The sequence below is a fragment of the Amycolatopsis sp. WQ 127309 genome, assembly GCF_023023025.1.
Lineage (GTDB): Bacteria > Actinomycetota > Actinomycetes > Mycobacteriales > Pseudonocardiaceae > Amycolatopsis.
In genome coordinates, this window is sequence record NZ_CP095481.1 from 2,850,639 (window position 1) to 2,872,598 (window position 21,960).

The following is a 21,960-nucleotide window of genomic DNA, read 5'->3' on the forward strand; positions in this document are numbered from 1 at the left end:
CGCACGCTACCTTCGACGTATGCCCAGGACTATCGCCACCAACGAGACCGTCGACCGCGCCGAGCTGGTCGAGTTCCTGTCCACCCGCCACCGCGCGATCCTGCTGACCGCGAAGGCCGACGGCGGCGCGCAGCTCTCGCCCGTCACCTGCGGCGTCGACGCCGAGGGCCGGCTGGTCATCTCGACCTACCCGAAGCGCGCGAAGATCGTGAACATCAAGCGGAACCCGCAGGTGTCGGCCTGCATCCTGTCCGACGAGTGGAACGACCGGTGGGTCCAGCTCAACGGCACCGCCGAGGTGCTGGACATCCCGGACTCGGTCGAACCGCTCGTCGACTACTTCCGCAGCATTTCGGGCGAACACCCGGACTGGGACGAATACCGCGAAGCCATGGTCAAGCAGGGCAAGAGCATCATCCGCGTGACGATCGAGAGCTGGGGTCCGCTCGCGAAGGGCGGCTTCCCCGCTGAACTAGCCTGACGCGCCCCGCAGGAACGGGCAGCCGACGAGCCGCCGCAGCTCCACCGCGAGCTGCGGCGGGCTGTCCACGGACTTCGAGAACGCCAGCCGCACGTCGTGGTCGCCGGCGTCGGACTCGACGCGCAGCCGCAGCCCGAACCGGTCCAGCCCGAGCGGCCGGATCCGGCCGCCGCGCAGGTCTGCCGGCAGGTGCTTGGCCAGCTGCTCGACGACGTCGGAGTGGTCGCTTTCCAGGTGCCGCAGCCACTGGGCCTCGTAGTCGTGGAACGGGTCCGGCGGCGCGGCGCTGAACATGTGCGGCCTCAGCGAGTGCGTGCCTTCGGCGTCGGCGAGCACGAGTGACGCGGGGGTGAGCCGCAGCAGCGTCAGGCCGTGGCCGACGTCGAGGAGCCGCTCGTCCGGCCGGCTTTCGGCGATCGCCACCGCCCGCGCGCGGGCCGAGACCGGCGACAGCGGCCGCAGCCAGCCGGTGATCCAGAGCAGGCCGCGGATCGGCTCGCGCAGGTCGACCGGCGCCTGGTCGGCGAGCTCCACCATCACGGCCAGCTCGCCGCGCTGGGTTTCCTTGCTCGCGCGGACCATCGGGTGCTCGTCGGGCAGCAGCACGCTCACGCTGCCGCTGTGGTGCACGTGGTGCAGGACCGGGACGACGCGCTCGGACTCTAGTCCGGCGCGTTCGCAGGTGGGCATCAGTGACGCCGGGCCGTTGCGAGTCGCGATCGTCTTCGCGCGCTCGGCGGGGTTCGGGGCCGGCGGGCGGCGGATGGATGTCGGTGCTTCGGTCACGGCTCACCTCCTACTTAGGTGAGCCTAACCTGAATTCTCCGGTCTGGGTAGTCGCTCGTTTGCGGCGGGCCGCACGGGGCCGTTCCGCTGAACGGAGTATCCGGTAACGCCGATGACCGGTTTGCCGAAAGGGTCGGTGACCAGTGCCGACACGGTGGGGGCCCAGCGTGCAGATCGTCCCGGTTCCCGAACGCGTGCGCGCGTTCGAGTTCGACCCCGCCACGCCGTCCGGCGCGGTGCCGATCTTCGGCGAGTACCTCGACCGGATCGGCCGCAGCACCGCGAACCAGCGGCTGGTGGGCCTGCCGTTCGTGTTCCTCGGCGTCACCCAGTTCTTCACCGGGACGGGCATCGCGCTGCCGGTGTCCATCGTCGCGCTCTTCGGCGTCTTCGAGCTGTTCTGGATCTACCGCGGCCGCGCCTGGGTGCCCGAGACGCGGCTGAAGCGCGTGCCGTTCCGGCCGGTCGACATCACCGCGGACGGCCTGGTCGCCGTCGGCCGGACGGTCGGCGTCCGGCTGCCGGACGGTCGCTGGCTGCGGATCCGGCTCACCGAGGCGTACCGGCTGCTGCTGGCCGGGCACCGGCGGGTGTGGCTGCTGGGCTCGGGCCCGAAGGTGTTCGTCGGCTTCCCCGGCGTCGTGCGCGTTCGCCGCGCCCGGATCCACGACGCGCCGCCCGCGGGCGCGGTCGCCGTCGCGCCCACGGCGTGGTCCGGCTCGCCGCGGCTCGACCCTGTGCTCGCCGCGCACCGGCGCCGGCTCGCCCGCGAGCTGTGGGAAGCCGCCGCGTTCCTGCTGGCCCTGGCCGGGTTCGCGACCTGGGTGCGGCTCGACTTCCCGGCGGACGACCGGCTGACCGGGTTCGCCGTCTCGACGGCCACCGGGTTCGCGGTGGCCGCGCTGGCGGGCGCGATCGCCGTGCTGACGCGCTCGGTCGGCTACCTCCGGCCGCAGCCGGCGGAGCACTGGACCGAGCTGCGCGCGGTGCTGGACGGCCCGGTGCGGATCAGCGCGCACGGCTCTGCCCGGGTGAGCGGCCTGACGATGCTCGCCGACGGCCGGGTCGTCCCGTTCCGGCTGCGCGACGTCGACGCGTCGATGGCCGCGAACGTCGCGACGACCGGCCGGCTGTGGATCGCCGGCGTTCCGCGCCCGGGCCGGGCCGCCACCGGTGTGCCCGGCTACCCGGTGCTGGGGACGGTCCGGCTCGGCTGAGCGGGCGTGCGGTCGCGGCGGGGCAGCAGGAACGGCGTCGCCAGGATCAGCACGCCGGCGACGCCGATCGCGACGCGCGGGCCGGTGACGCCGGCGAGCACACCCCAGAGCGCGGTCATCGCCGCGATGCTCGCCCGGGTGCTGACCGACCACGCCGACAGCGCCCGCGCGACGCGGTCGGCGGGGATCTGGTCGAGCCGGTAGGTGGCCAGGACCGGGTTGTAGACGCTGCAGAAGAAGATCAGGCCGAACTCGATGGCCATCACGAAGGCGAGCCCGCCGGGCCCCGCGGGCAGGAAAGCCAGCCCGAGCAGCCAGAACGCGCGCAGCACTCCCGACGTCCACAGCACGTTGTGCCGGCCGAACCGCGCGACGAGCCGCGGGGTCAGCCGCGAGCCGACGAGTCCGCCGAGGCACGGCACCGCGAACGCGAGCCCGTACTGCCACGGCGTGAACCCGAGCTGTCCGAGCATGAGCACGGCCAGCAGCGGCTCGGTCCCCATGATCAGGCCGTTGAACAGCAACGTGTTGAGGAGCAGCGGCCGCAAGCCCGGGTGCGTCAGCAGGAAGCGCCACCCCGCGGCCAGATCGCTCGCCCGCAGCCGCGACGCCGTGCGCGCGGGCGGCGGTTCCGTCCCGCCGATCGCCCGGATCCCCAGCGCCGAAAGCAAAAAGCTGACGGCGTTGGCGACCACCGTCGTCACCGGCCCGAGCAGCCCGAACGCCGCGCCGCCGAGTGGCGGGCCGAGCGCGGTGGCCGTCCAGGTCGTCGACTCGAACCGCCCGTTCGCGACGAGCAGGTCTTCCGGCGGCACCAGCGCCTTCAGGAAAGCGCCGCTCGCCGCGGTGAAGGCGATGTCGGCGGAGGCGACGACGACCGACACGAGAAGCAGCTGCGTGAAACCGAGCCAGCCGAGCGCGTAGGCCACCGGCACGGTCATCAGGGCGGCGAACCGGACCACGTCCATCAGCACCATGACCGGCCGCTTCGGCCGGAACTCGATCCACGGCCCCAGCGGCACCGCCACGAGCGCCCCCACCGCGGGCCCGACGGCGGCCAGCACCGAAACCGCCGTCGGCCCGCTGTGGAGCACGAGGATCGCCAGCAGGGGAAAAGCGCCGAACCCGAGCCACGTGCCGAGCGTGCTGACGGCGTAAGCCGTCCACAGCCATCTGAACCGCGGCCCCAGCGACCGCCTGCGCATCACCCGGAGAGCAAAGCGAAGAAGACGTCCGCGGGGCAAACAACCGCCGTGGCGGCGAGCCACAACGGCGCGTTGTGGTTCTAGAGTCGGCTGTCGTGGACCTCGATGCCGTGCGCACGTTCGTCGCCGCCGCGGACGCGGGCCGCTTCCAGGACGCCGCGACCGACCTCGCGGTCACCCAGCAGGCCGTCTCCAAACGCATCGCCGCGCTCGAGAAAACCCTTGGTGTGCGGCTGTTCACGCGCACCGCCCGCGGCGCGCGGCTGACCGGCGACGGCGAGGCGTTCCTGCCGCACGCCCGCGAGCTGCTGCTGGCCGAGGCGCGCGCGGTGGCTTCCGTGCGGTCCGGCCGCCGCGCGCTGCGCGTCGACGTCATCGGCCGGCGGCTGGGGACGGCGACACTGCTGCGCGGCTTCCACCGCGCGCACCCGGACGTCGCCCTCGAAGTCGCGACGTTGTCCGACGCCGACGCGGCGGTCGCGGCGGTCCGGGACGGCTCGATCGACGCGTCGTTCCGCGCGGTGGCCGTCGGGGAGCTGCCCGACGGCGTCGAGGCGACCTTGGTCCTCGACGAGCCGCTCCAGCTGCTCACCGGCCCCGCGCACCCGCTGGCGGACGCTGCTGTCCTGCGGCTCGACCAGCTGGCCGGGCACCGGATCTGGATGCCCGGCCTGGTGCCCGGCGCCGAGTGGACCGCCTACTACGCCGAGCTGGCCAGCGCGTTCGGCCTCTCGATCGACGCGCTCGGCCCGAACTTCGGCACCGAGGTCCTCCTCGAAACCATCGCCGACGCCCCCGACGTCGCCACCCTGGTCGGCGCGGAGATCCGCCTGTCGTGGCCGCCCGGCCTCGACCTGCGCCGCGTCCCGCTCGAAGACCCGACGCCGGTCTACCCGCACTCGCTGATCTGGCGGGCCGACAACGCGCACCCCGCGCTGGCCCGGCTGCGCGCGCACCTGCGCCCGGGCGCCCGAGCCGCCACGACGTGGCGGCCGAGCTGGGCCGGCTAGGTCGTCTTCGCCGCCCGGGAGCTGCCGTAGGAGAGCCGGAGCGCGACCCAGCCGTCGCGCTCCCCGGCGCAGATCTCCTCGACGGTCTCCACCAGGACGGCGGCCGCACCGGAGGTGGCGTAGGTGCCGTGGTGGGCGGCGAAGAGCGCGATCTCCTTCTCGATCGCGTACCGCGCCCGCGTCCGGCTGGTCCAGTTCTCCTTGTAGCCGCCCAGCGCCCGGACACCGTTGATCAGCACCGCGAGCGACCCGACAGCGGCGATGAGCCGCGCGTCGATGGCGAAGGCCGCCAGCACGGGGATCGTGGCGGTGACGACCAGGCTCGACATCTCGACCACGGAGTGCCGGCGCCGCGCGGCCCACGAGTTCCGCTGGTAGCGCCGCCACTCGGCCAGCACCGACGGCGGCACGGGCTCGTCGTCGACGCCCTTCGCGTCCAGGACCCACTGACTTCGCGACTCTGCCTTCATGGGACGGAAGTTCACACCAGCGGGTGATCCGGTCAAACACGCGGGGCCTGCTCGGCGGCGGTCTCACCCGGTTGCGGCGTTTGTCCACACCCGGCGCAGGTTGTGGACAACTCCTTTGGTCAGAACGATTTCCGGCCTTCCGGTCAGCCGGATCCGCGGCCTGCTCACCGGCATTCACCACGCCCTCGACCATGCCCTCGACCACGCCCTCGGCTCGCGGGTCAGCCACCGGCCGTGCTGGAGATCCTCTCCCGCTGCGGCGGCCCCGCCGGGATCGCCAAGGCCGGGCGGCGCACCTCACCGCGATCGCGAAGGTTCACGCGCCTCGCGTGGGCGACAAGCTCATCGACTCGATCATGACCGCGCCGGCCGAGCAGACCGTCACCGTCCCGGGCACCGCAGCCGCGGTCTCACCCGGCCGCCACAGTTGTCCACACCCGGCGCAGGTTGTGGACAACTTCGTGGGCCAGAACGATTTCCGGCCTTCCGGTCGGTCGGCGCCGATAGACTGGTCCCGGGGTCGCCCCCCTGGGAGTGGTGGGGGATGTCTGGACCCTCTTAGGCCGGGCGGCCGGCAAAATTCTGGCTAGCCCAGCGATCGGCGCGTTGCCTGTTCCGTCTCCAGGACTCCCTGGCGGATTCCCTCCAGCTGGTCGCTCAGCTCGCGGACCGCGCCCGTGTCCACCGCGAAGTCCGTCGTCGCCGCCGTCAGTTCCGCTACCCGGGCCACCAGGCTGTCCAGGCCCAGCGCGCCCGACTGCAGCTGCGCCAGCAGCTTGTCCCGCGCCCCCGACAGCCGCGCGTGGACGTCCGCCTGGGCCTGGACCGCGCTCAACGCCGACTCCAAGTCACCCCGGACGTCCTCGTGGGCCGACTTCACCTCTCCTTGCAGCCGGCGCTTTTCCCGCGCGACGGCCTCTAGGTCGACGCGGGACAGCGCCTTTCCCGTCGCCGAGGCGCGGCCTGCCAACCGTTCCAGTGTCGACAGCGTCTCGCGGACCACCGGTTCCATGTCCGCGACGCGGTCGGCCAGCGGGCCCGCGCTTAGGGAGTCGCTCAGCGAAACGAACCCGTCGGCGGCGTGCTCGGCGCGTTGCAGCCAGTTGGCCTCCGCCGACCCCGGCGTGACGTCCAGGACCCGTGCTTCGCGCGGCTGAGGCTCCTTCTCGCGGGTTGCGAGCGCGACGCCGGCCCGGGCGGCCAGTACCGCGACGCCGACGCCGAGCGCGGCGACCACCGGCAGCTGCACGGCCCACGCCACGCCGGCCGACGTGGCGCCGAGCAGCAGCCCCCACGGTTCGGCCAGCTCGCGGACGAATCTCATCAGAAGTTCGAGATCACGGACGTGAAGACCTGGTTGATCGAGTCCGGTTTGGACGAATCGTATTCCGACCCCTCGGTCGACTCGGCGATCTGCTTGAGCACGTCCTGGTCGGCGTCGCCGCCGTAGGCGATGGTGAACAGCCGGACCGTCTCCGCGTTGCCCTCGGGCCGCAGCTGCGGCAGCAGGTGGTCGAGGTCGACACCGCCGGAGTCCTCGTTGCGGCCGTCGGTGAGCACGACCACGGCGTTGATGGCGGCCGGGTCGAGGTGCGCCTTCATGTACTCGTAGGCGGCCAGCGACGAGTCGTACAGCCCCGTGCCCGCCTGCGGCGTCAGCCCGCTCAGCCGCTGCGCCAGCGTCTCCTTGCCGCTGTTCCCGAGCGCCTGCACCGGGAGCAGCTCCTGGTAGTCCCGGTCGCCGTCGAGCTGGGTCGAGAACTGCCAGAGCCCGACCTGGTCGCGCGGCACGAACTGGCCGAGCGCGTCGATCGCGGCCTGCTTGGCCAGGTCGATCTTGCTCTTGCCGGTGCCCTTGACCTCGTCACCCATCGAGCCCGAAACGTCCACGACCAGCAGCACGTTCGCCTTCTTGCGCAGCTCGGTCCACGTCGTCAGCAGCTTCGAGAGCACCGACGGCGACGGCGGCTGCAGGAAGCTGATCTTCGCGTCCGGCTGCGCGCCGTTGGCCGTGGTCACCTGCGGGCCCGGCTTGCCTTCGAAGGAACGGAACCCCAGCGCGGCGAACTTCTGCTGCGTCTCCGGCCCGCGCAGGTAGCCGAGGAAGTCCGTGGCGATCTGCTTGCGCGTCGGGTCGGCCCAGTTCAGCGTGACGAACGGGTGGTCGGAGTTGAGCGTGCCGTCCGACGGGTAGATCGCGACGATCGGCACCTTCGGCGGCGCGTGCTGGCCGACCTTCGCCGGGTCGTTCGTCGGGTTGCCCTGGTTGTAGCCGATCAGCGAACTCTCCTCGACGGTCACCGCCGAGACGTACGACAGCGCCGCGCCCTTGTCGTCGGCCTTCTGCAGGTTCGTCAGGAACGTCAGCGTGTTGTCGCCGTAGTGCACGATCGCCTGCTCGATGTTCGTGACGAACTGCTTCGCCTGGGGCTTCTCGAGCGCGGCGGCGGTGAGGTCCGACGACGTCCCGGTCGCGGCGTAGTACGCGCCGATCGTGGCGTTCAGGCCGGCCGTGGAGATGTTCGGGTTCGTCTTGCCCAGCCGGAACTTGCCCCACTCCGGGTGCCCGAACTTCGCCCAGCCCGCCGGGTCCGTGGCCAGCGCGGCCAGGTCCTTCCAGCCGATCGGCTTGCCCGGCCAGCCGAGCGCCTCGGCCATCGGCTTCGGCATCGCGATGGTCAGCGGCGAGTTCGCGATCGACTGTGTGTCGCCGTCCGGCACGATCGACGCGCTGTCGCCCTTGGCGTTGACGCGCAGGAGGTTGACCCAGCCGCTCGCGGCCGGCGTCCAGACGTCGGGGCGCGCGCCGTCGGTGGCTTCGTTCCAGCCGTTGGCCAGCGCCTGCATCGCGACGCCCGACGATTTCGACTGCACGACGACGTCGACGCAATGCCCGGCCACCGACCGCCCGGAGTAGGCCTTCGCGGCTTCCTGGACGATGCCGACCTTTTCCGGCGACGACGCGACGTGCAACGCGATCGCGTCCGAGCCGGTGCACTTCGGCGCGTCGGCCGCGTCGTCCGAGCTGCTGGTCCAGGCCCGGATCCCGATGATCAACCCCGCGGCCACGACAATCGCGGCGATGAAGGGAAGAATTTTCCGCTTTCTTCGCGCTGGCTGGGAATTGATCATCGAAATTGCCCCCTCCGCCGACCGGAAAGTCCATTATCCGGTCGGCGGGGGAGCACCGGGGGCGCGTTGCCGAAACTTGACTAACCCTTAGGGCCGCGGCGCGACCACGTCCACGCGTAACCGGGGTCTTCGGACGCGTCGGCGGCTTCGCCCAGTTCCAGCGGGGCGAAAGTGTCGACCATGACGGCGGTCTCGTCGAAGAACTCCGCGCCGATCGACGCCTCCGCCGCGCCCGGCTGCGGGCCGTGCGTGAAACCGGACGGGTGCAGCGACAGTGAGCCGACGCCGATCCCCGAGCCCTTGCGGGCCTCGTAGTTGCCGCGCACGTAGAACATCAGCTCGTCGGAGTCGACGTTCGCGTGGTTGTACGGCACCGGGATCGAATCCTGGTGGTAGTCGACCTTCCGCGGGCAGAAGGAGCAGACCACGAAGTTCGGGCCCTCGAACGTCTGGTGCACGGGCGGCGGCTGGTGCACGCGGCCGGTGATGGGCTCGAAGTCGTCGATGTTGAACACCCACGGGTACAGGCAGCCGTCCCAGCCGACGACGTCGAAGGGGTGCGTCGCGTACGTGTAGCGGGTCAGCCCGGCGCGGTGGCGGACGAGCACCTCGACGTCTTCGCCGTCGGCCAGCAGTGGCTCGCTGGGCCCGCGGACGTCGCGCTCGCAGTACGGCGAGTGCTCCAGGAACTGGCCCTTCGCGGACAGGTAGCGCTTCGGCGGCCCGATGTGCCCGCGCGCTTCCAGCGTGAAGAGGCCGACCTCGCCGTGGGGGAGGACGCGGTAGGTGCACGACGTCGGGATGACCAGGTAGTCGCCGTCGCCGATCTCGAGGCTGCCGTAGATCGTCTCGACGGTCGCGGAGCCGCCCTGGACGTAGAACAGCTCGTCGCCGGCCGCGTTGCGGTACAGCGGGCTGGGCGCGGTCGCCGTGACGAACCCGATGGCGACGTCGGCGTTGCCGAACAGCCGCCGCCTGCCGGTCACCGCGTCGGCGTCACCACCGAACTTGAGCTCGCCGGTCTTGTAGGCCCGCGGCTTGAGCGGGTGGTTCGGGGTGAGCGTCCCGCGGTCCTCCTCGACGGCCACGGCGTCGACGATCGCCGTCGGCAGCCCGCGGTGGTAGAGCAGCGCGGAGTCGGCGGAGAAGCCTTCGACGCCCATCAGCTCTTCGGCGTAGAGCCCGCCGTCCGGCTTGCGGAAGGCCGTGTGCCGCTTGTGCGGGATCTCGCCTACTCGCCGGTAGTAAGGCATCGATGTCCCCTCCTGACGTGTCCGTTATGCGAACGATTTTGTCCTCATGTCGTACGCTACTAGCGTGTCATTCGTGTCAAGCGCTGTGGAACTCACGCCCCCCGGCCCCCGTGGGATCCCTCCCCTGTTCGCGAGGCTCGTCGACGACTCGGCGCTGTTCCCGCCGGGCGATGCGGCCATGCCCGAAGCCCTGCGCGCGCACTTCGCGAGCCGGGAGTCCGAACACGCGGGTGTACTGGGGGTTTTTCTCTGCCAGGCGTCCCGTCTGCCCGAGCTGATCACCGAGTTGATCAAGATCAAGCCGAAGCAGCCGCTGCCGCTTTCCTTGATCATCGACACCGGGCTCGGCGGCGTGCCGAAGGCGATCTCCATCGTCGAGTCGCGCAGTGAGCTGCTCGCGCTGCGGATGGTCGAGATGCCCGCGCCGTCCGACGTCGACGAGGTGTGGCTGGAACGCGTCTCGGAGTTCGTCCCCGAGGACGTCATCCGGGTCGTCGAGCCGCGGCGCGGCGTCGGCTGGCTCGAGGGTGTCCGCAAGGTGATCGAGCACGGCAGCTGGCCGAAGATCCGCTGCGGCGGCAAGGCGGGTGAGAACTTCCCGAGCGTCGACGAGGTGGCGGACTTCCTGGCCGTCGTCAGCGGGTCCGCCGGCGCCTCGTTCAAGGCGACGAACAGCCTGCACCGCGCGGTCCGGCACGCCGACCCCGGCACCGGCTTCGTCCACCACGGCTTCCTCAACCTGCTCGTGGCGTCCGCGCGCAGCCTGTCCGGCGGGGACGTCCGGGCGGCTCTGGAGGAGACCGACGGCCAGGCGCTGGCCGACGAGGCCCGCGCGCTGCCCGAGCCGGCCGCGAAGGCCGTGCGAGAGCTCTTCGCGTCGTACGCGGCGGCCTCGTTCGACGAGCCGGTCGCCGACATGGGCGAACTCGGCTTGCTGTGACCGGCCGGGAGGGGTCGCTGACGCTCGACCGGGGCTTGGCGCTGCTGCAAGCGGTGGCCGACGCCGGCGGTGACGCGGCGACCATCTCCGAGCTGGCCGTGTCCATCGGGGCCAGCCGCGCGGCCGTCTACCGGCTGCTCGTGCCACTGTCCGAGCGCGGGCTGGTCTGGCGCGACGGCACCAAGGTCCGGCTCGGCGTCGGCCTGCTCCGGCTGGCCGGGCAGGTCCTGCCGCAGCTGCGGGACGCGGCCGGCCCGGTGCTGCGCGAGCTGGCCGAGAAGGTCGGCGCGACCGCGCACCTGTCGGTCGAACAGGGGGCGCAAGCGCTTGCGGTGGCCGTCGTGGAGCCGTCCTGGACGAGTTTCCACGTCGCCTACCGCGTCGGCAGCCGGCACGCGCTCAACTCGGGCGCGGCCGGCAAGGCGATGACCCTGCGCCCCGGCGGCGACGGCTGGGTGACCTCGGCCGGCGAGCTGGAAGCGGGCGCGTCCGGCGTCGCCGCGCCGGTGCGCGGGGTGCCCGGGCTGCGGGCGAGCGTCGGCGTCGTCTCCCTCGAACCCCTCAAGGCCGCCGAGGTCGGGCCGCAGGTCGTTGCGGCCGCCGCCCGGCTGACCGAGGTGCTCCGAACGGACGCGTAGTTGGCGCATCGGCGCTGGGATGTGATCTCGTGGTGTCAGAGGCGGCTCAGCGGGGAGCCGTCGTGACCCGGCCGGGGGTGCGGTGAAGATTCCCGAAGAGCTCGTCGGCTGCGCGGTCCGCCGGACCGCGTTCGACTTCCAGGTGCGTCTCGAACTCGTCGACGAGCCGGAGGACGACGAGCCGCGCGTCGACGCCGAACTCGTCGTCGAGACGTCGTTCCGGCTGCGTGACGCCGACGGCCGCTGCCACGACCTCAGACCGGCGACCGGGGCCGCGCTGGCGCCCGTGCTCGACCTGTTCGGCCACACGGTGACGGCCGTCCGGCTGCGGTCCGGCAGCCTCGCGCTGACGTTCGACAACGGCGCCGAGCTGTCCGTCTGGCCGGATCCGGCGTACGAGTCGTGGTGGCTGACCGGGCACGGCATCGAGCCGATCCTGGTCGGGCCGGGGGAGTCGAACTAGCGCCGCGACGCGGCCACGAGCGGCCGGACCATGCTCAGCAGCAGCGCGACGTCGACGGTGAACAGGAGCCGCTCGAACAGCCCGAGCGTGACCTCCTGGTGCGCCGGGCCGACGATCAGCGTCACGACGAAGCCGCCGAGCACGACGCCGACACTGGCGAAGCTCGCCGTGGCCAAGCGCCGGATCGTGGTGCGGCGCGGCTCCCACGGGCAGCGCTCGCGGCCCCTGCGGGTCAGCACGAACGCGGCCGCGGGCAGCGCGACGAACGCCGTCAGCGCGGCGATGTTGTGCACCTGTCCGGACAGCGAACGCGCTTCGCCGTCCGGGTCGACGGGCACGAGCCCGCACACCAGCAGCCCGGCCGACCAGACGCCGAGCAGCACGCAGACGGCGGTGGTGCCCGGGCGGCGCGCCTTGGCGATGCCGGTGAGCAGCGCGACCGAGCCGAGGGCCAGCGCCAGGCACATCGCGCTGAACAGCGGCGCGGCCGACGAGCCGCCGAGCTTGCCGTAGACGTACTCCGACAGCGTCTGCCAGATCGGGCTGACCTGGCCGGACAGGCGCAGGTGCAGGTCGATCGAGATGGCCACGGCCAGGCCGATGCCGCCCAGCGCGAGCCTGCCGTGCACCGGCGAGACGGCGGTCTGCGGCTTCGGAGCGGTCACCTGCGGTCTCCTGCTGGTCGAGGCATGGAGAAGGGCAAGGTGGTGTTCACCTTGCCCTCACCCTTTCGTTCCCGAAAGGTTACCGCGTGATCCTGTGAAGAACTCGTACGTCCAGGTCAGAAGGCCAGCTGGAGCAGGGCGAACGCCGCGAAACCGGCGAACGCGAACCCGGCGACGCGCTGGATCAGCTTCGGCCGGATCTTGCCGCGGATCTTGCCGCCGATGAACACCGCGAGCCCGGCCACCACGACGAGCGCGGCGAACGAGCCGACGCCGACCGCGATCGGGTTGCCGATCCGGGCGGCGAGGCTCGCCGTCGCGAGCTGCGAGGCGTCACCCCACTCGGCGGCGAAGAGCACGCCGAACGACGTCAGCGCGGAGCGCCAGAAGGTCGCCGGCGAGGGGCCCGTGCGCGAAGCGTCTTCGCCCGCTTCGTCCGCGTCACTGAATCCCTCGCGAAGGAGCATGAAAGAGCCGAGACCGAACATCGTGGCGACGACCAGGGAAAGCACGACGTCCGGCAACAGCGTCAACACACTGCCGAACGCGACCGCGATGACGCATTGCACGGCGAACGCGGCGCACACCCCGGCGAATACCGGCCAGCCCCGGAAACGGGTGGTCAGCACCAAGGTCGCGACCAGCGTCTTGTCCGGCAGCTCCACGGCGAGGACCAGGCCGAACGCGCTGATCAACGCCACCATCGCGGTAGTCATGAGTATTCTCGCCCCTTTCGCTGCAACGATAAAGGGGCGGTTCAGCGAGTCGCAAGCTGATGGCTTCTGCGAAATTGCCGAATCGGTACCCATGAATTTGTCATCGCGGTCGGTTGCACAATTTTCTTCGGCACGCCGAATTTCCGGTTGTGGCCTGCGGTAGATTGCGGTCATGGGGACGGAAGCGCGTACTGCGCAGGTCAACGAGGTCATCCGCCGGCTGGACGCGCACTACGTCTTCCCGGACGTCGCGGCGAAGCTGGCGGAGGTGCTTCGCCGGCGTCTCGACGAAGGCGCGTACGCGGACCTCGACGACATCGAGTTCGCGACGGTCGTCACAGTGGATCTGCAGTCGGTGAACGGCGACAAGCACGTGCGGCTGCGCCACCACGTCGACCCGGTCCCGGACGCCGAAGGCGACGACGAGGCCTTCGACATGGAGGCGTACCGCCTCGAAGCCCAGCTCTCGGGTTACGGCCTCGCGGCCGCGAGGCGGCTCGCGGGCAACGTCGGTTACCTCGACACGACGATGTTCTACCCGGCGGAGATCGTGCGGGACGCGGTCGCGGGGGCGATGACGCTGCTCTCCGGCACCGACGCGCTGCTGCTCGACGTCCGCCGCAACCGCGGCGGCGACCCGCGCACGGTCGCGATGCTGATCAGCTACCTCGTCGACGAGCCGACGCACTACCTGAGCATCTACGAGCGCGAAGGCAACAAGACCAGCGAGATGTGGACCTGGCCGTACGTGCCGGGCACGCTGTTCGGCGCGGGCAAGCCGGTGTGGGTGCTGACCGGGCCGGACACGTTCTCCGGCGGCGAGGACGTCAGCTTCTCGCTGCAGCGGCTGGGCCGCGCGAAGACGGTCGGCACGGCGACCCGGGGCGGCGCGCACCCGCGCAACCAGTTCAAAGTGGACACCCACCTCGACGTGACGGTGTCGATCGCGCGCGGCTTCCACCCGGTGACCGGCGACAACTGGGAAGGCACCGGCGTCCGCCCGGACATCCCGGTCGACGCGGACAAGGCGTTCGACACGGCGTACGCGCTGGCGCTGGAGCACGTGCTCGACCTCGGCGACACCGGCCCGCGGCGGGCCGTCGCCGAGGAAGCGCGGGCGGCGCTCGACCGGATGTAGTGGATGTAGTCACCCAGGACGTTGGTCCTGGGCACATCGGGACCAGTTGAACTGGTCGCGCCGCCGGGCCCGGAGCACGCTGGGCTACGTGGAGGTCCTTGAGCTAGCGCGGTGGCAGTTCGGCATCACCACCGTCTACCACTTCCTGATGGTCCCGTTGACCATCGGGCTGTCGATCCTGGTCGCGGCGATGCAGACCCGCTGGGTCCGCACCGGCGAGCTGCGGCACCTGAAGATGACGAAGTTCTGGGGCAAGCTGCTGCTGGTCAACTTCGCCATGGGCGTGGTGACCGGCATCGTCCAGGAGTTCCAGTTCGGGATGACGTGGAGCGCGTACTCCCGCTTCGTCGGCGACGTCTTCGGCGCGCCGCTGGCCATGGAAGGGCTCCTCGCGTTCTTCGTCGAGTCGACGTTCCTCGGCCTGTGGATCTTCGGCTGGGACCGGCTGCCGAAGAAGGTGCACCTGGCGTGCGCGTGGGCGTTTTCGCTGGCCACGATGGCTTCGGCGTACTTCATCCTGGCCGCGAACTCGTGGATGCAGCACCCGGTCGGCGTCACGTTCGAGAACGGCAAGCCGACGATGAACTCGATCTGGGCGGTGCTGACGAACAACACGGCGCTGGCCGCGATCCCGCACACACTGGCCGGCGCGTTCTCGGTGGCGGCGGCCTTCCTGGTCGGCATCGCCGGCTGGCACCTCTGGCGCCGCGGCGACCACCAGGACGTCTGGCGGACGTCGCTGCGCCTCGGCGGCTGGGTCGGCATCGCCGCGTTCGCCGTCCTCGCGATCACCGGTGACACGCAGGGCAAGCTGATGTTCGAGCAGCAGCCGATGAAGATGGCGTCTGCGGAAGCGTTGTGCCACACGGAACAACCGGCGAGCTTCTCGATCATCGCGATCGGCGACGTCGCGGGCTCGAACTGCGAAGACGTCAAGACGTTCAACGTGCCGGCGCTGCTCTCGTTCTTGGCGCACAACGACTTCAAGACCGAGGTCAAGGGCGTCGAGGACCTGATCGGGGAGTACCAGGCGAAGTACGGCACGAACTACCCGAATGACCCGGACCTGGGCTCGCTCGCGGGAAAGCCGATCGACTACGTCCCGAACCTCCCGGTGACGTACTGGGGCTTCCGCATGATGATCGGCTTCGGCGCGGTGTCGGCGGGCATCGGCCTGCTGGCCCTGTGGCTGACCCGCCGCGACCGGATCCCCGGCTCACGCTGGTTCCCGTGGCTGGTCCTGGCCGGCGTGGCCACCCCGTTCCTGGGCAACAGCGCGGGCTGGATCTTCACGGAGATGGGCCGTCAGCCGTTCGTGGTGGCCCCGAACCCGTCGGGCGTCGACGGCGTCTGGATGTTCACCGCCCAGGCGGTCTCGCGGTTGTCGACGGGCGAGGTCTGGACGTCCCTCATCGCCCTGACCACGGTGTACGCCGTGCTGGGCGTGGTGGAGCTGTACCTGATGCGCAAGTACATCCGCGGCGGCGTCGACGCGGTGATGCCCCCGAAGAAGCAAGACGACGACAACGAACCGGGCGACACGCTCGCGTTCGCCTACTGAGGCGGCGACGATGAGCACCCTGACCCACCCCAAGCCCGCTGACCAGGCAAAACCCCCTGCTGCGGGCCCAACCTCCCGCAAAGCAGCCCCCACCCGTCCCGGGGGGCGGCCCCGAACCCAGCGTATCGGCTTGGTCACTCTCACGGGTTACCCACAGCAAATCTGTGGACAACTCGACCACTTGTGGATAACTCACGGCGATCGAGGCTCGATCACGGCCGAACGTCGGGCCGACGTGCTAGGCGGCGTCCGATGACCCTCCCGACGATCTGGTTCTGCGTCATCGCCTTCTTCTGGGCCGGCTACCTGTTCCTCGAAGGCTTCGACTTCGGCGTCGGCATGCTGCTGCCGGTGCTCGCGCGCGACAACACCGAGCGCCGCGTCATGGTCAACACCATCGGGCCCGTCTGGGACGGCAACGAAGTCTGGGTGATCGTCGCCGGCGGGGCGATGTTCGCCGCCTTCCCCGGGTGGTACGCCAGCCTCTTTTCCGCCGCCTACCTGCCGCTTCTCCTCCTGCTGCTCGCCTTGATCGGCCGCGGCGTCGCCTTCGAATACCGCGGCAAGGTCGACTCCGACCGCTGGCGCCGCGCGTGGGACCGCGTGATCGTGGCCGGCTCGTGGATCCCGCCGCTCGGCGTCGGGCTGATCCTCGCGACGACCGTCCTCGGCCTGCCCCTCGACGCCGAAGGCAACCGCGTGGGCTCCGCGTTCGCCGCGTTCCGCTGGGACACCCTGCTCGGCGCGGTCGCCGTCGCCGCCTTCTCGATCACCCACGGCGCCGCGTTCCTCGCCCTCAAAACCACCGGTGACCTCCGGGAACGCGCCCGGACCTTGGCGCTGCGCGTGTTGCCGCTCGCGATGGTGCCGGTCGTCGCCTTCCTGGCCGTCGTCCAGTGGCGCGAAGGCACGCTGTGGACACTGCTCGCGTTTGGGATCAGTGCTCTCGCCGCGGTAGTCGCCTGGCTGAAGCTGCGCGCCGACCGCGACGGCCAGGCGTTCGCCGCGCTCGGCGTCGTCATCGCCGGGGCCGCCGTCACGATGTTCGGCTCGCTCTTCCCGAACGTCCTGCCCTCGACCCTCGACGCCGCCAACACGCTGACCATCGCCGACACGGCGTCGAGCCCGTACACGCTGACGGTGATGACCTGGGTCGCCGTCTTCGGGGCTCCCGCCGTGCTGATCTACCAGGGCTGGACGTACTGGGTGTTCCGCAAGCGCATCGGCACCCAGCACATCCCGGCGGTCCACGCACCATGACGCAGCTTCCCGGGCGCGCTCCTCTTCTCGCCTCGGAGTCCACAATGGACTCGGCGCGGCCGGGAAAGGGCCCGCTCGGCGCACTGCCGGCCCTCGTGCCGGCCGTGCGCCGAGCGCTGGCCCTGGTGGGGATCCTCTCTTTCCTCAACGCCGCCGCGCTGGTGGCCCAGGCATTCCTGCTCGCCGACGTCCTCGCGGCGATCGTCGGAGCAGGGTTCGGGGGACGCACCGCCCAGCTGGCCGCGCTGCTCGCGCTCGTCGCGACGCGCGCGCTGACCGGCTGGGCGGTGCGCACGGTCGCCGCCCGCGCGGCCGCGACGGCGCAACGCGAACTGCGCGCGAAAGCCGTCGACCACGCGTTGCGCCTCGGTCCGGAGTGGATCGCCCGCCGCGGCCACGGCGAGCTGACGGCGTTGACGACCCGCGGCCTCGACGCGCTCGACGCGTACTTCCGCGAGTACCTGCCCGCGCTGGTGACGGCGGCCGTCGTCCCGCTCGGCGCCGGCGCGGCGATCCTGTTCGCCGACTGGCCGTCGGGCGTGATCGTCGCGCTGACCGTGCCGCTGCTGCCGATGTTCGCGATCCTGGTCGGCAAGTACACCGCCGGCCGCGTCGCCGGCGCCACCGACGCGACGCACCGGATGTCCGAGCGGCTCCTCGAACTGGTGCGCGTGCTGCCGGTGCTGACCGCGTTCCGCCGCGCGGACGCCCAGGCCGAGACGGTCCGGAAGCTCTCCGAACGCCACCGCCGCGCGACGCTCAAGACGTTGAAGGTCGCCTTCTCCTCGGCGTTCGTGCTCGAACTGATCGCGACGCTGTCGGTCGCGCTCGTCGCGGTGGTGATCGGCGTCCGCCTCGCGGGCGGCCACCTGCCGCTGGCCATCGGGCTCGGCGTGCTGATCCTCGCGCCGGAGTGCTACCAGCCCCTGCGCGCGGTCGGCGCGGCGTTCCACTCCAGCGAAGACGGCGTCGAAGCGGTCCGCCGGGTCGTCGACCTGCTGGCGGTGCCCGCGCCTTCCCGCGGCAGCGCGCTTATCGACGGTCGTGACCTGCGAGTTTCCGCTCTGCGGGTGGCGCGGCGCGGCGGTTTCGCCCCGGACGGCGAAACGTTCGCGATCCGCCCCGGCGAGACGGTCTGGTTGCGCGCCCCCAGCGGCGGCGGCAAGTCGACGACGCTCTCGGCGCTCCTCGGCTTCGTCCCCGCACACGACGGAAGCATCACGATCGGCACGACGAACCTCGCCGACGCCGACCTCGCGCGCTGGCGGGAGCAGGTCGCGTGGGTGCCGCAGTCGCCGGTGTTCACCGGCGGCACGGTCCGCGAAGAGGTCGGCTCGGACGTCGTCCTCGCCGAACTCGGCCTGGCCGGGCTGGCGGACCGTCCGGTGGCGAAGCTTTCCCTGGGCCAACGACAGCGCGTCGCGGTGGCGCGGGCACTGCTGCGGGTCCGCGACGGCGCCTGGCTCCTCCTGCTGGACGAGCCGACGGCCCACCTCGACGAGGCCAACGCATGCCTGGTGCTGGACGCGGTGCAGCGCGCCGTCGACCACGGAGCCGCGGCGGTGATCGCGGCCCACGAGCGCACGGCAGCGGTCGATATGTCGATTTCTTTTGTGGACGCACCTGAGGCGTCCACAGTGGACTCTTCTGGCTCGCGCCTGCCCTGGCGTGCCCTGCTGGACGGACGGCTCTTCGGCGGCGCTGCGCTTGGCGCGGTCGCGCTGCTGGCCGGCGTCGCGCTGACCGCGACGTCCGGCTGGCTGATCGCCAAGGCGTCCCAGCAGCCGCCGATCCTGACACTGACGGTCGCGGTGGTCGGCGTCCGCGCGTTCGGCCTGGGCCGAGCCGGCCTCCGGTACGTGGAACGCCTGGTCACGCACGACGCCGCGTTCCGCATCGCGGGCCGCCTTCGGGTGAGGCTGTGGAAGTCCCTTGTTCGCCTAGGACCGGCGCGAAGCCTGCGAGCGGGCGAGGGCCAGCAGCGCTTGGTCGCCGACGTCGACACGGTGCGCGACCTGCTGCCCCGGGTGGTTTCGCCGCCACTGGTGGTCGCGCTGGTCGCGGCCGGAGCGATCGCCGTCGAGGCGTGGGTCCTCCCCGCGGCAGGCTGGACCCTCGCGGCGGCGGTCGCCCTGGGGTTGTGCGCCCCACTGGTCGCCCTGCGAGCCGAACGCCGAGCAACGTCAGCCTTGGCAACCGGCCGACGCGACGTCGCTACCCGGGTCTTGGTGCTCTTCGACGCGGCGGCCGAGCTGCTGGCATTCGGCCGTGCTCACGATCGTCGCCATGCCCTGGCCGAGGCGGACACCCGATTGGTGACCCAGGCCCGCCGCCAGGCATTCGGAGCCGGCGCGGCAGAAGCCTTGGTGACGCTAGCCTGCGGCACGGCGGCGATCGTGAGCATGGCATTCGCGTCTCAAGCGGTCGCGGTCGGCCGTCTCGACCCGGTGCTGGCGCCACTGTTGGCGCTGGTGCCGCTGGCGCTGGCGGAAGTGCTGGCGCTGCTGCCACCGGTGGCCCAGCACTGGGACACGCTGAAGCAGGCCCGCCACCGCCTGGCCGACACCCCAGCCACGGCCGGCCACATGGTGCCAACCAAGCCGCAGGTCGGGCTGGTGGCCGCGGGGTCGCACCAGACCGAACAGCGCCCGGCCGAGATCGATGCTGCTCGGCCCCGGACCGAAGTGGCGGTCGGCGGGTTGCACCAGGGCGCGTTCGGGGGTGGCGAGCGGCCGTCCGTTGAACTGTGTGGGGCTGACCTCGGCTGGCCGGATGGGCCCGTCGTGCTTCGTGGGGTTGATCTGGCTCTTGCTCCCGGGACCTATGCCGCCGTCGTCGGGCCCAGTGGGGCCGGCAAGTCGACGCTGGTTGCCGCGCTTCTCGGCTTTCTTTCGCCTTCGCGAGGCGTCGTCAACGTGCCCGATGGTGTCGCCTGGGCGCCGCAGGAGCCGATGTTGGCCGCCACCACCGTGGGCGAAAACCTTCGGCTGGCGCGGCCGACCGCCACCGAGGACGAACTGCGGGACGCCTTGCACCAGGCCGCGCTCGACGACGTCGGGCCGGAGACCGTGCTCGGCAGTGGTGGCAGTGGGCTTTCCGGTGGGCAGGCGCAGCGAGTGGCAGTGTCGCGGGCCTTGCTCGGGGCGTCTTCGGCGGGGCTCGTCCTGCTCGACGAGCCCACCGCGCACCTCGACGAGCCGACCGCGCGCGCCGTGCGGGAACAGCTGCGTGCGGTGCTCGCGGGGCGGACCGTGGTGCACGTGACCCACCGCGCCGACGAGGCCGAACACGCGGACGTGGTGCTCGAGGTCCGGGACGGCCGGGTCGTCACGCGAGTGCCGGTGGCGGGGTGACGTGATCGATTCCCGCTGTGTCCTTGCCGCGCCGCCGCCGCGCCGCGCGATAATGACGGAACTCATGGATCCGACGCTTGCCGCGCGGGCACTGTCCGCCGCCACCGAGATCACCAGCACCGCCCTGTCCGGCGACGACCCGGGCGCGGTGCTGGACACGGTCGTCGCCCGCGCCGCCGAACTCGCCGACGCCGACCTGGGCCTGGCCATGGTCAGCGCCGACGACGGCCGCGTCGTCGTCGAAGCCGCGCACTACGCGACGCCGCACCCGAGCGAGGTCGCCGCGCCGACGCGTGCGGGAGCCACCGATGTCGATGCGGCCCCCGACGCTTCAGGGGCCGGGTCGCCGGGTGAGGCCGGACGTGTGGGTGAGCCAGGTGCGTCGGGCGACGACCCCGCCGCGGCGCCCGGCATGTCGCCAGGCACGCCTGAGCTAGGCGCGACGGCAGCAGCCGTGCCGGCGCCAAGCGCAATGGCGCCAGTCGCGTCGGCGCCAGGCGTGCGCGGCATTGAATCGGCGTCAGCCGCTGACAGTGGTGGTGCTGGCCCCGTCGTCGGTGAGTCGCTTCGTGGGCTTTCGCTCTCCGCCGACTCCGCCGCCGGGCGGGTGGCTCGGGGTGGTGAGCCGATCGCCAGTGATGACTTCACCGTTGATCCGCGGACCGCGCCCTACGTCCCGGCCGAGCTTCACGGCTATGGGCCCTTCGCCGCCGCTCCCTTTGGGTCCGGGGGGCGCGTGCTGGGTGCTCTCACCGTCTACCGGAAGCAGGGGCGTGAGCCCTTCTCCGCGGGAACCGTCGAAATGCTCGTCGCTTTCGCCGCGCAAGCCGGGGTGGTGCTCGCGCTTGCCGAGGGCGCCAATGCTCGCCACCGCGTCGCGCTGTACGAGGAGCGGGAGCGGATTGCTCGCGAGCTCCACGACGTCATCGTCCAACGGCTCTACGGCGCCGGGATGCAGCTCGACCGGGTGCGGCGCAACATGCGCAAGCGGTTCGCCCAGGCCGACGGTGTTCGCCTGTCCGACGCGATCGACCAGCTCGACCAGACCATCGAGGAGATCCGCGGGACCGTGCGCGCGCTGCGGTCCGCAGAACCTCGCCACGACACCGGCACGCCTGCCGATCTTGCCGAATCGGCGCGCGGCGAGGTCCGTATCGCGGGGGAGCTGCTCGGTTACCCGCCGACCCTGGAGCTGTCTGGTGAGTTCGCCGACGTCCCCGCCGAACGGGCCGACCACATCCGGGCCGCCCTGCGTGAAGCACTGTCCAATGTGGTCAGACACTCGGGTGCGAGCGAAACCCGCGTCACCTTGGCCCGGGACTCGCACGGCGTGAAGCTCCGCGTCCGGGACAACGGTTCCGGGGTCCCCCAAGGTGTCGCCACCCGTGGCCTGCGCCACCTCGCCGAACGCGCGGACGCCGCGGGCGGGAAGTTCTTCCTGAACTCCTCGCCCAGCCTCGGCACGCTCGTCGCGTTCGACCTGCCACTCGACTGAAACCGGCACACACGACCGACAAGACTCGGCCTCACCCTTCTCGGGTCATCCAAGCCTCCTTCCCACGTCCTCAGGAAGGATCTTATCGAATTCTCGAACATATATTCGACTCACGTTCGAGTGAATCCGGAGTCCGCAAACCCCGCTTGACGTGGCGCTCGGTGACACGGCCGTGAA

Annotated in this window: 19 protein-coding genes and 1 pseudogene; 12 read left to right on the forward strand and 8 right to left on the reverse strand. The window is 71.4% G+C overall.

The genetic code is table 11. The features are described 5' to 3' along the window. Positions 1-19: 19 nt before the first annotated feature. Positions 20-481, forward strand: coding sequence for a PPOX class F420-dependent oxidoreductase (locus MUY22_RS13065; protein WP_247059831.1), 462 nt, complete (start codon positions 20-22; stop codon positions 479-481). Here MUY22_RS13065 and MUY22_RS13070 read toward each other — a convergent pair. Continuing rightward, positions 473-1,267: a DUF2470 domain-containing protein gene (locus MUY22_RS13070; RefSeq protein WP_247059832.1), complete on the reverse strand. Its 795-nt coding sequence runs from the start codon at positions 1,265-1,267 to the stop codon at positions 473-475. The genes MUY22_RS13065 and MUY22_RS13070 overlap by 9 nt on opposite strands. Positions 1,268-1,434: 167 nt before the next feature. Between MUY22_RS13070 and MUY22_RS13075 the strand changes: the two genes are divergently transcribed. Continuing rightward, positions 1,435-2,484 (forward strand): hypothetical protein, encoded by a 1,050-nt coding sequence (locus MUY22_RS13075; RefSeq protein ID WP_247059833.1) that lies wholly within the window; start codon positions 1,435-1,437, stop codon positions 2,482-2,484. Here the strand turns inward: MUY22_RS13075 and MUY22_RS13080 are convergent. Then, positions 2,451-3,689, reverse strand: coding sequence for an MFS transporter (locus MUY22_RS13080; RefSeq protein WP_247059834.1), 1,239 nt, complete (start codon positions 3,687-3,689; stop codon positions 2,451-2,453). The genes MUY22_RS13075 and MUY22_RS13080 overlap by 34 nt on opposite strands. 95 nt (positions 3,690-3,784) lie before the next feature. On the opposite strand from MUY22_RS13080, the gene MUY22_RS13085 reads away from it, so the two are divergent. Continuing rightward, positions 3,785-4,699 carry a LysR family transcriptional regulator gene (locus MUY22_RS13085; RefSeq protein WP_247059835.1) on the forward strand — a complete coding sequence of 305 codons (915 nt, stop codon included), beginning with the start codon at positions 3,785-3,787 and terminating at the stop codon, positions 4,697-4,699. Here the strand turns inward: MUY22_RS13085 and MUY22_RS13090 are convergent. Continuing rightward, on the reverse strand, positions 4,696-5,169 hold the full coding sequence (locus MUY22_RS13090; RefSeq protein WP_247059836.1) for a DUF4231 domain-containing protein: 474 nt from the start codon (positions 5,167-5,169) through the stop codon (positions 4,696-4,698). The two genes, MUY22_RS13085 and MUY22_RS13090, sit on opposite strands and share 4 nt — an antisense overlap. Before the next feature lie 145 nt (positions 5,170-5,314). Here MUY22_RS13090 and MUY22_RS13095 point away from each other — a divergent pair. Further along, positions 5,315-5,576: pseudogene (locus tag MUY22_RS13095) on the forward strand (IS110 family transposase); the annotation flags it as partial. A gap of 179 nt (positions 5,577-5,755) precedes the next feature. Here MUY22_RS13095 and MUY22_RS13100 read toward each other — a convergent pair. The 3 genes from MUY22_RS13100 to MUY22_RS13110 all read right to left on the reverse strand — a co-directional run bounded on the left by MUY22_RS13100 (position 5,756) and on the right by MUY22_RS13110 (position 9,554). Next, positions 5,756-6,493: a hypothetical protein gene (locus MUY22_RS13100; RefSeq protein WP_247059838.1), complete on the reverse strand. Its 738-nt coding sequence runs from the start codon at positions 6,491-6,493 to the stop codon at positions 5,756-5,758. After that, positions 6,493-8,301 (reverse strand): substrate-binding and VWA domain-containing protein, encoded by a 1,809-nt coding sequence (locus MUY22_RS13105; protein ID WP_371827610.1) that lies wholly within the window; start codon positions 8,299-8,301, stop codon positions 6,493-6,495. The genes MUY22_RS13100 and MUY22_RS13105 overlap by 1 nt, the downstream gene beginning before the upstream one ends. A gap of 80 nt (positions 8,302-8,381) precedes the next feature. Further along, positions 8,382-9,554 carry a homogentisate 1,2-dioxygenase gene (locus MUY22_RS13110; RefSeq protein WP_247059842.1) on the reverse strand — a complete coding sequence of 391 codons (1,173 nt, stop codon included), beginning with the start codon at positions 9,552-9,554 and terminating at the stop codon, positions 8,382-8,384. A gap of 85 nt (positions 9,555-9,639) precedes the next feature. Here MUY22_RS13110 and MUY22_RS13115 point away from each other — a divergent pair, with 85 nt between their 5' ends. From MUY22_RS13115 to MUY22_RS13125, 3 genes are all read left to right on the forward strand, one after another. Further along, positions 9,640-10,494: a hypothetical protein gene (locus tag MUY22_RS13115; RefSeq protein ID WP_305879381.1), complete on the forward strand. Its 855-nt coding sequence runs from the start codon at positions 9,640-9,642 to the stop codon at positions 10,492-10,494. Next, positions 10,491-11,132, forward strand: a complete 642-nt coding sequence (locus MUY22_RS13120) for an IclR family transcriptional regulator (RefSeq protein ID WP_247059844.1) — start codon at positions 10,491-10,493, stop codon at positions 11,130-11,132. Before MUY22_RS13115 ends, MUY22_RS13120 begins: the two co-directional genes overlap by 4 nt. A gap of 82 nt (positions 11,133-11,214) precedes the next feature. After that, on the forward strand, positions 11,215-11,595 hold the full coding sequence (locus MUY22_RS13125) for a DUF6188 family protein (RefSeq protein ID WP_247059846.1): 381 nt from the start codon (positions 11,215-11,217) through the stop codon (positions 11,593-11,595). On the opposite strand, the gene MUY22_RS13130 is transcribed toward MUY22_RS13125, so the two are convergent. Both MUY22_RS13130 and MUY22_RS13135 read right to left on the reverse strand, forming a co-directional pair. Beyond that, a complete protein-coding gene (locus MUY22_RS13130) occupies positions 11,592-12,260 on the reverse strand; it encodes a DUF998 domain-containing protein (protein ID WP_247059848.1) in 669 nt (222 codons plus the stop codon). The genes MUY22_RS13125 and MUY22_RS13130 overlap by 4 nt on opposite strands. A 116-nt stretch (positions 12,261-12,376) precedes the next feature. Further along, the gene (locus MUY22_RS13135) at positions 12,377-12,964 is read right to left on the reverse strand and encodes a TMEM165/GDT1 family protein (protein WP_247063852.1); all 588 of its coding nucleotides are present in this window, start codon (positions 12,962-12,964) and stop codon (positions 12,377-12,379) included. A gap of 184 nt (positions 12,965-13,148) precedes the next feature. Between MUY22_RS13135 and MUY22_RS13140 the strand changes: the two genes are divergently transcribed. The 5 genes from MUY22_RS13140 to MUY22_RS13160 all read left to right on the forward strand — a co-directional run bounded on the left by MUY22_RS13140 (position 13,149) and on the right by MUY22_RS13160 (position 21,783). Continuing rightward, positions 13,149-14,114 carry a S41 family peptidase gene (locus tag MUY22_RS13140; RefSeq protein ID WP_247059850.1) on the forward strand — a complete coding sequence of 322 codons (966 nt, stop codon included), beginning with the start codon at positions 13,149-13,151 and terminating at the stop codon, positions 14,112-14,114. A gap of 88 nt (positions 14,115-14,202) precedes the next feature. Beyond that, complete coding sequence (locus MUY22_RS13145) at positions 14,203-15,675, forward strand: cytochrome ubiquinol oxidase subunit I (protein ID WP_247059852.1); 1,473 nt, start codon at positions 14,203-14,205, stop codon at positions 15,673-15,675. Between the two features lie 252 nt (positions 15,676-15,927). Beyond that, complete coding sequence (gene cydB / locus MUY22_RS13150; protein WP_247059855.1) at positions 15,928-16,935, forward strand: cytochrome d ubiquinol oxidase subunit II; 1,008 nt, start codon at positions 15,928-15,930, stop codon at positions 16,933-16,935. A gap of 44 nt (positions 16,936-16,979) precedes the next feature. After that, positions 16,980-20,288, forward strand: a complete 3,309-nt coding sequence (gene cydC / locus MUY22_RS13155) for a thiol reductant ABC exporter subunit CydC (RefSeq protein WP_247059857.1) — start codon at positions 16,980-16,982, stop codon at positions 20,286-20,288. Positions 20,289-20,352: 64 nt separating this feature from the next. Continuing rightward, on the forward strand, positions 20,353-21,783 hold the full coding sequence (locus tag MUY22_RS13160; protein WP_256475992.1) for a GAF domain-containing protein: 1,431 nt from the start codon (positions 20,353-20,355) through the stop codon (positions 21,781-21,783). Positions 21,784-21,960 lie beyond the last annotated feature (177 nt).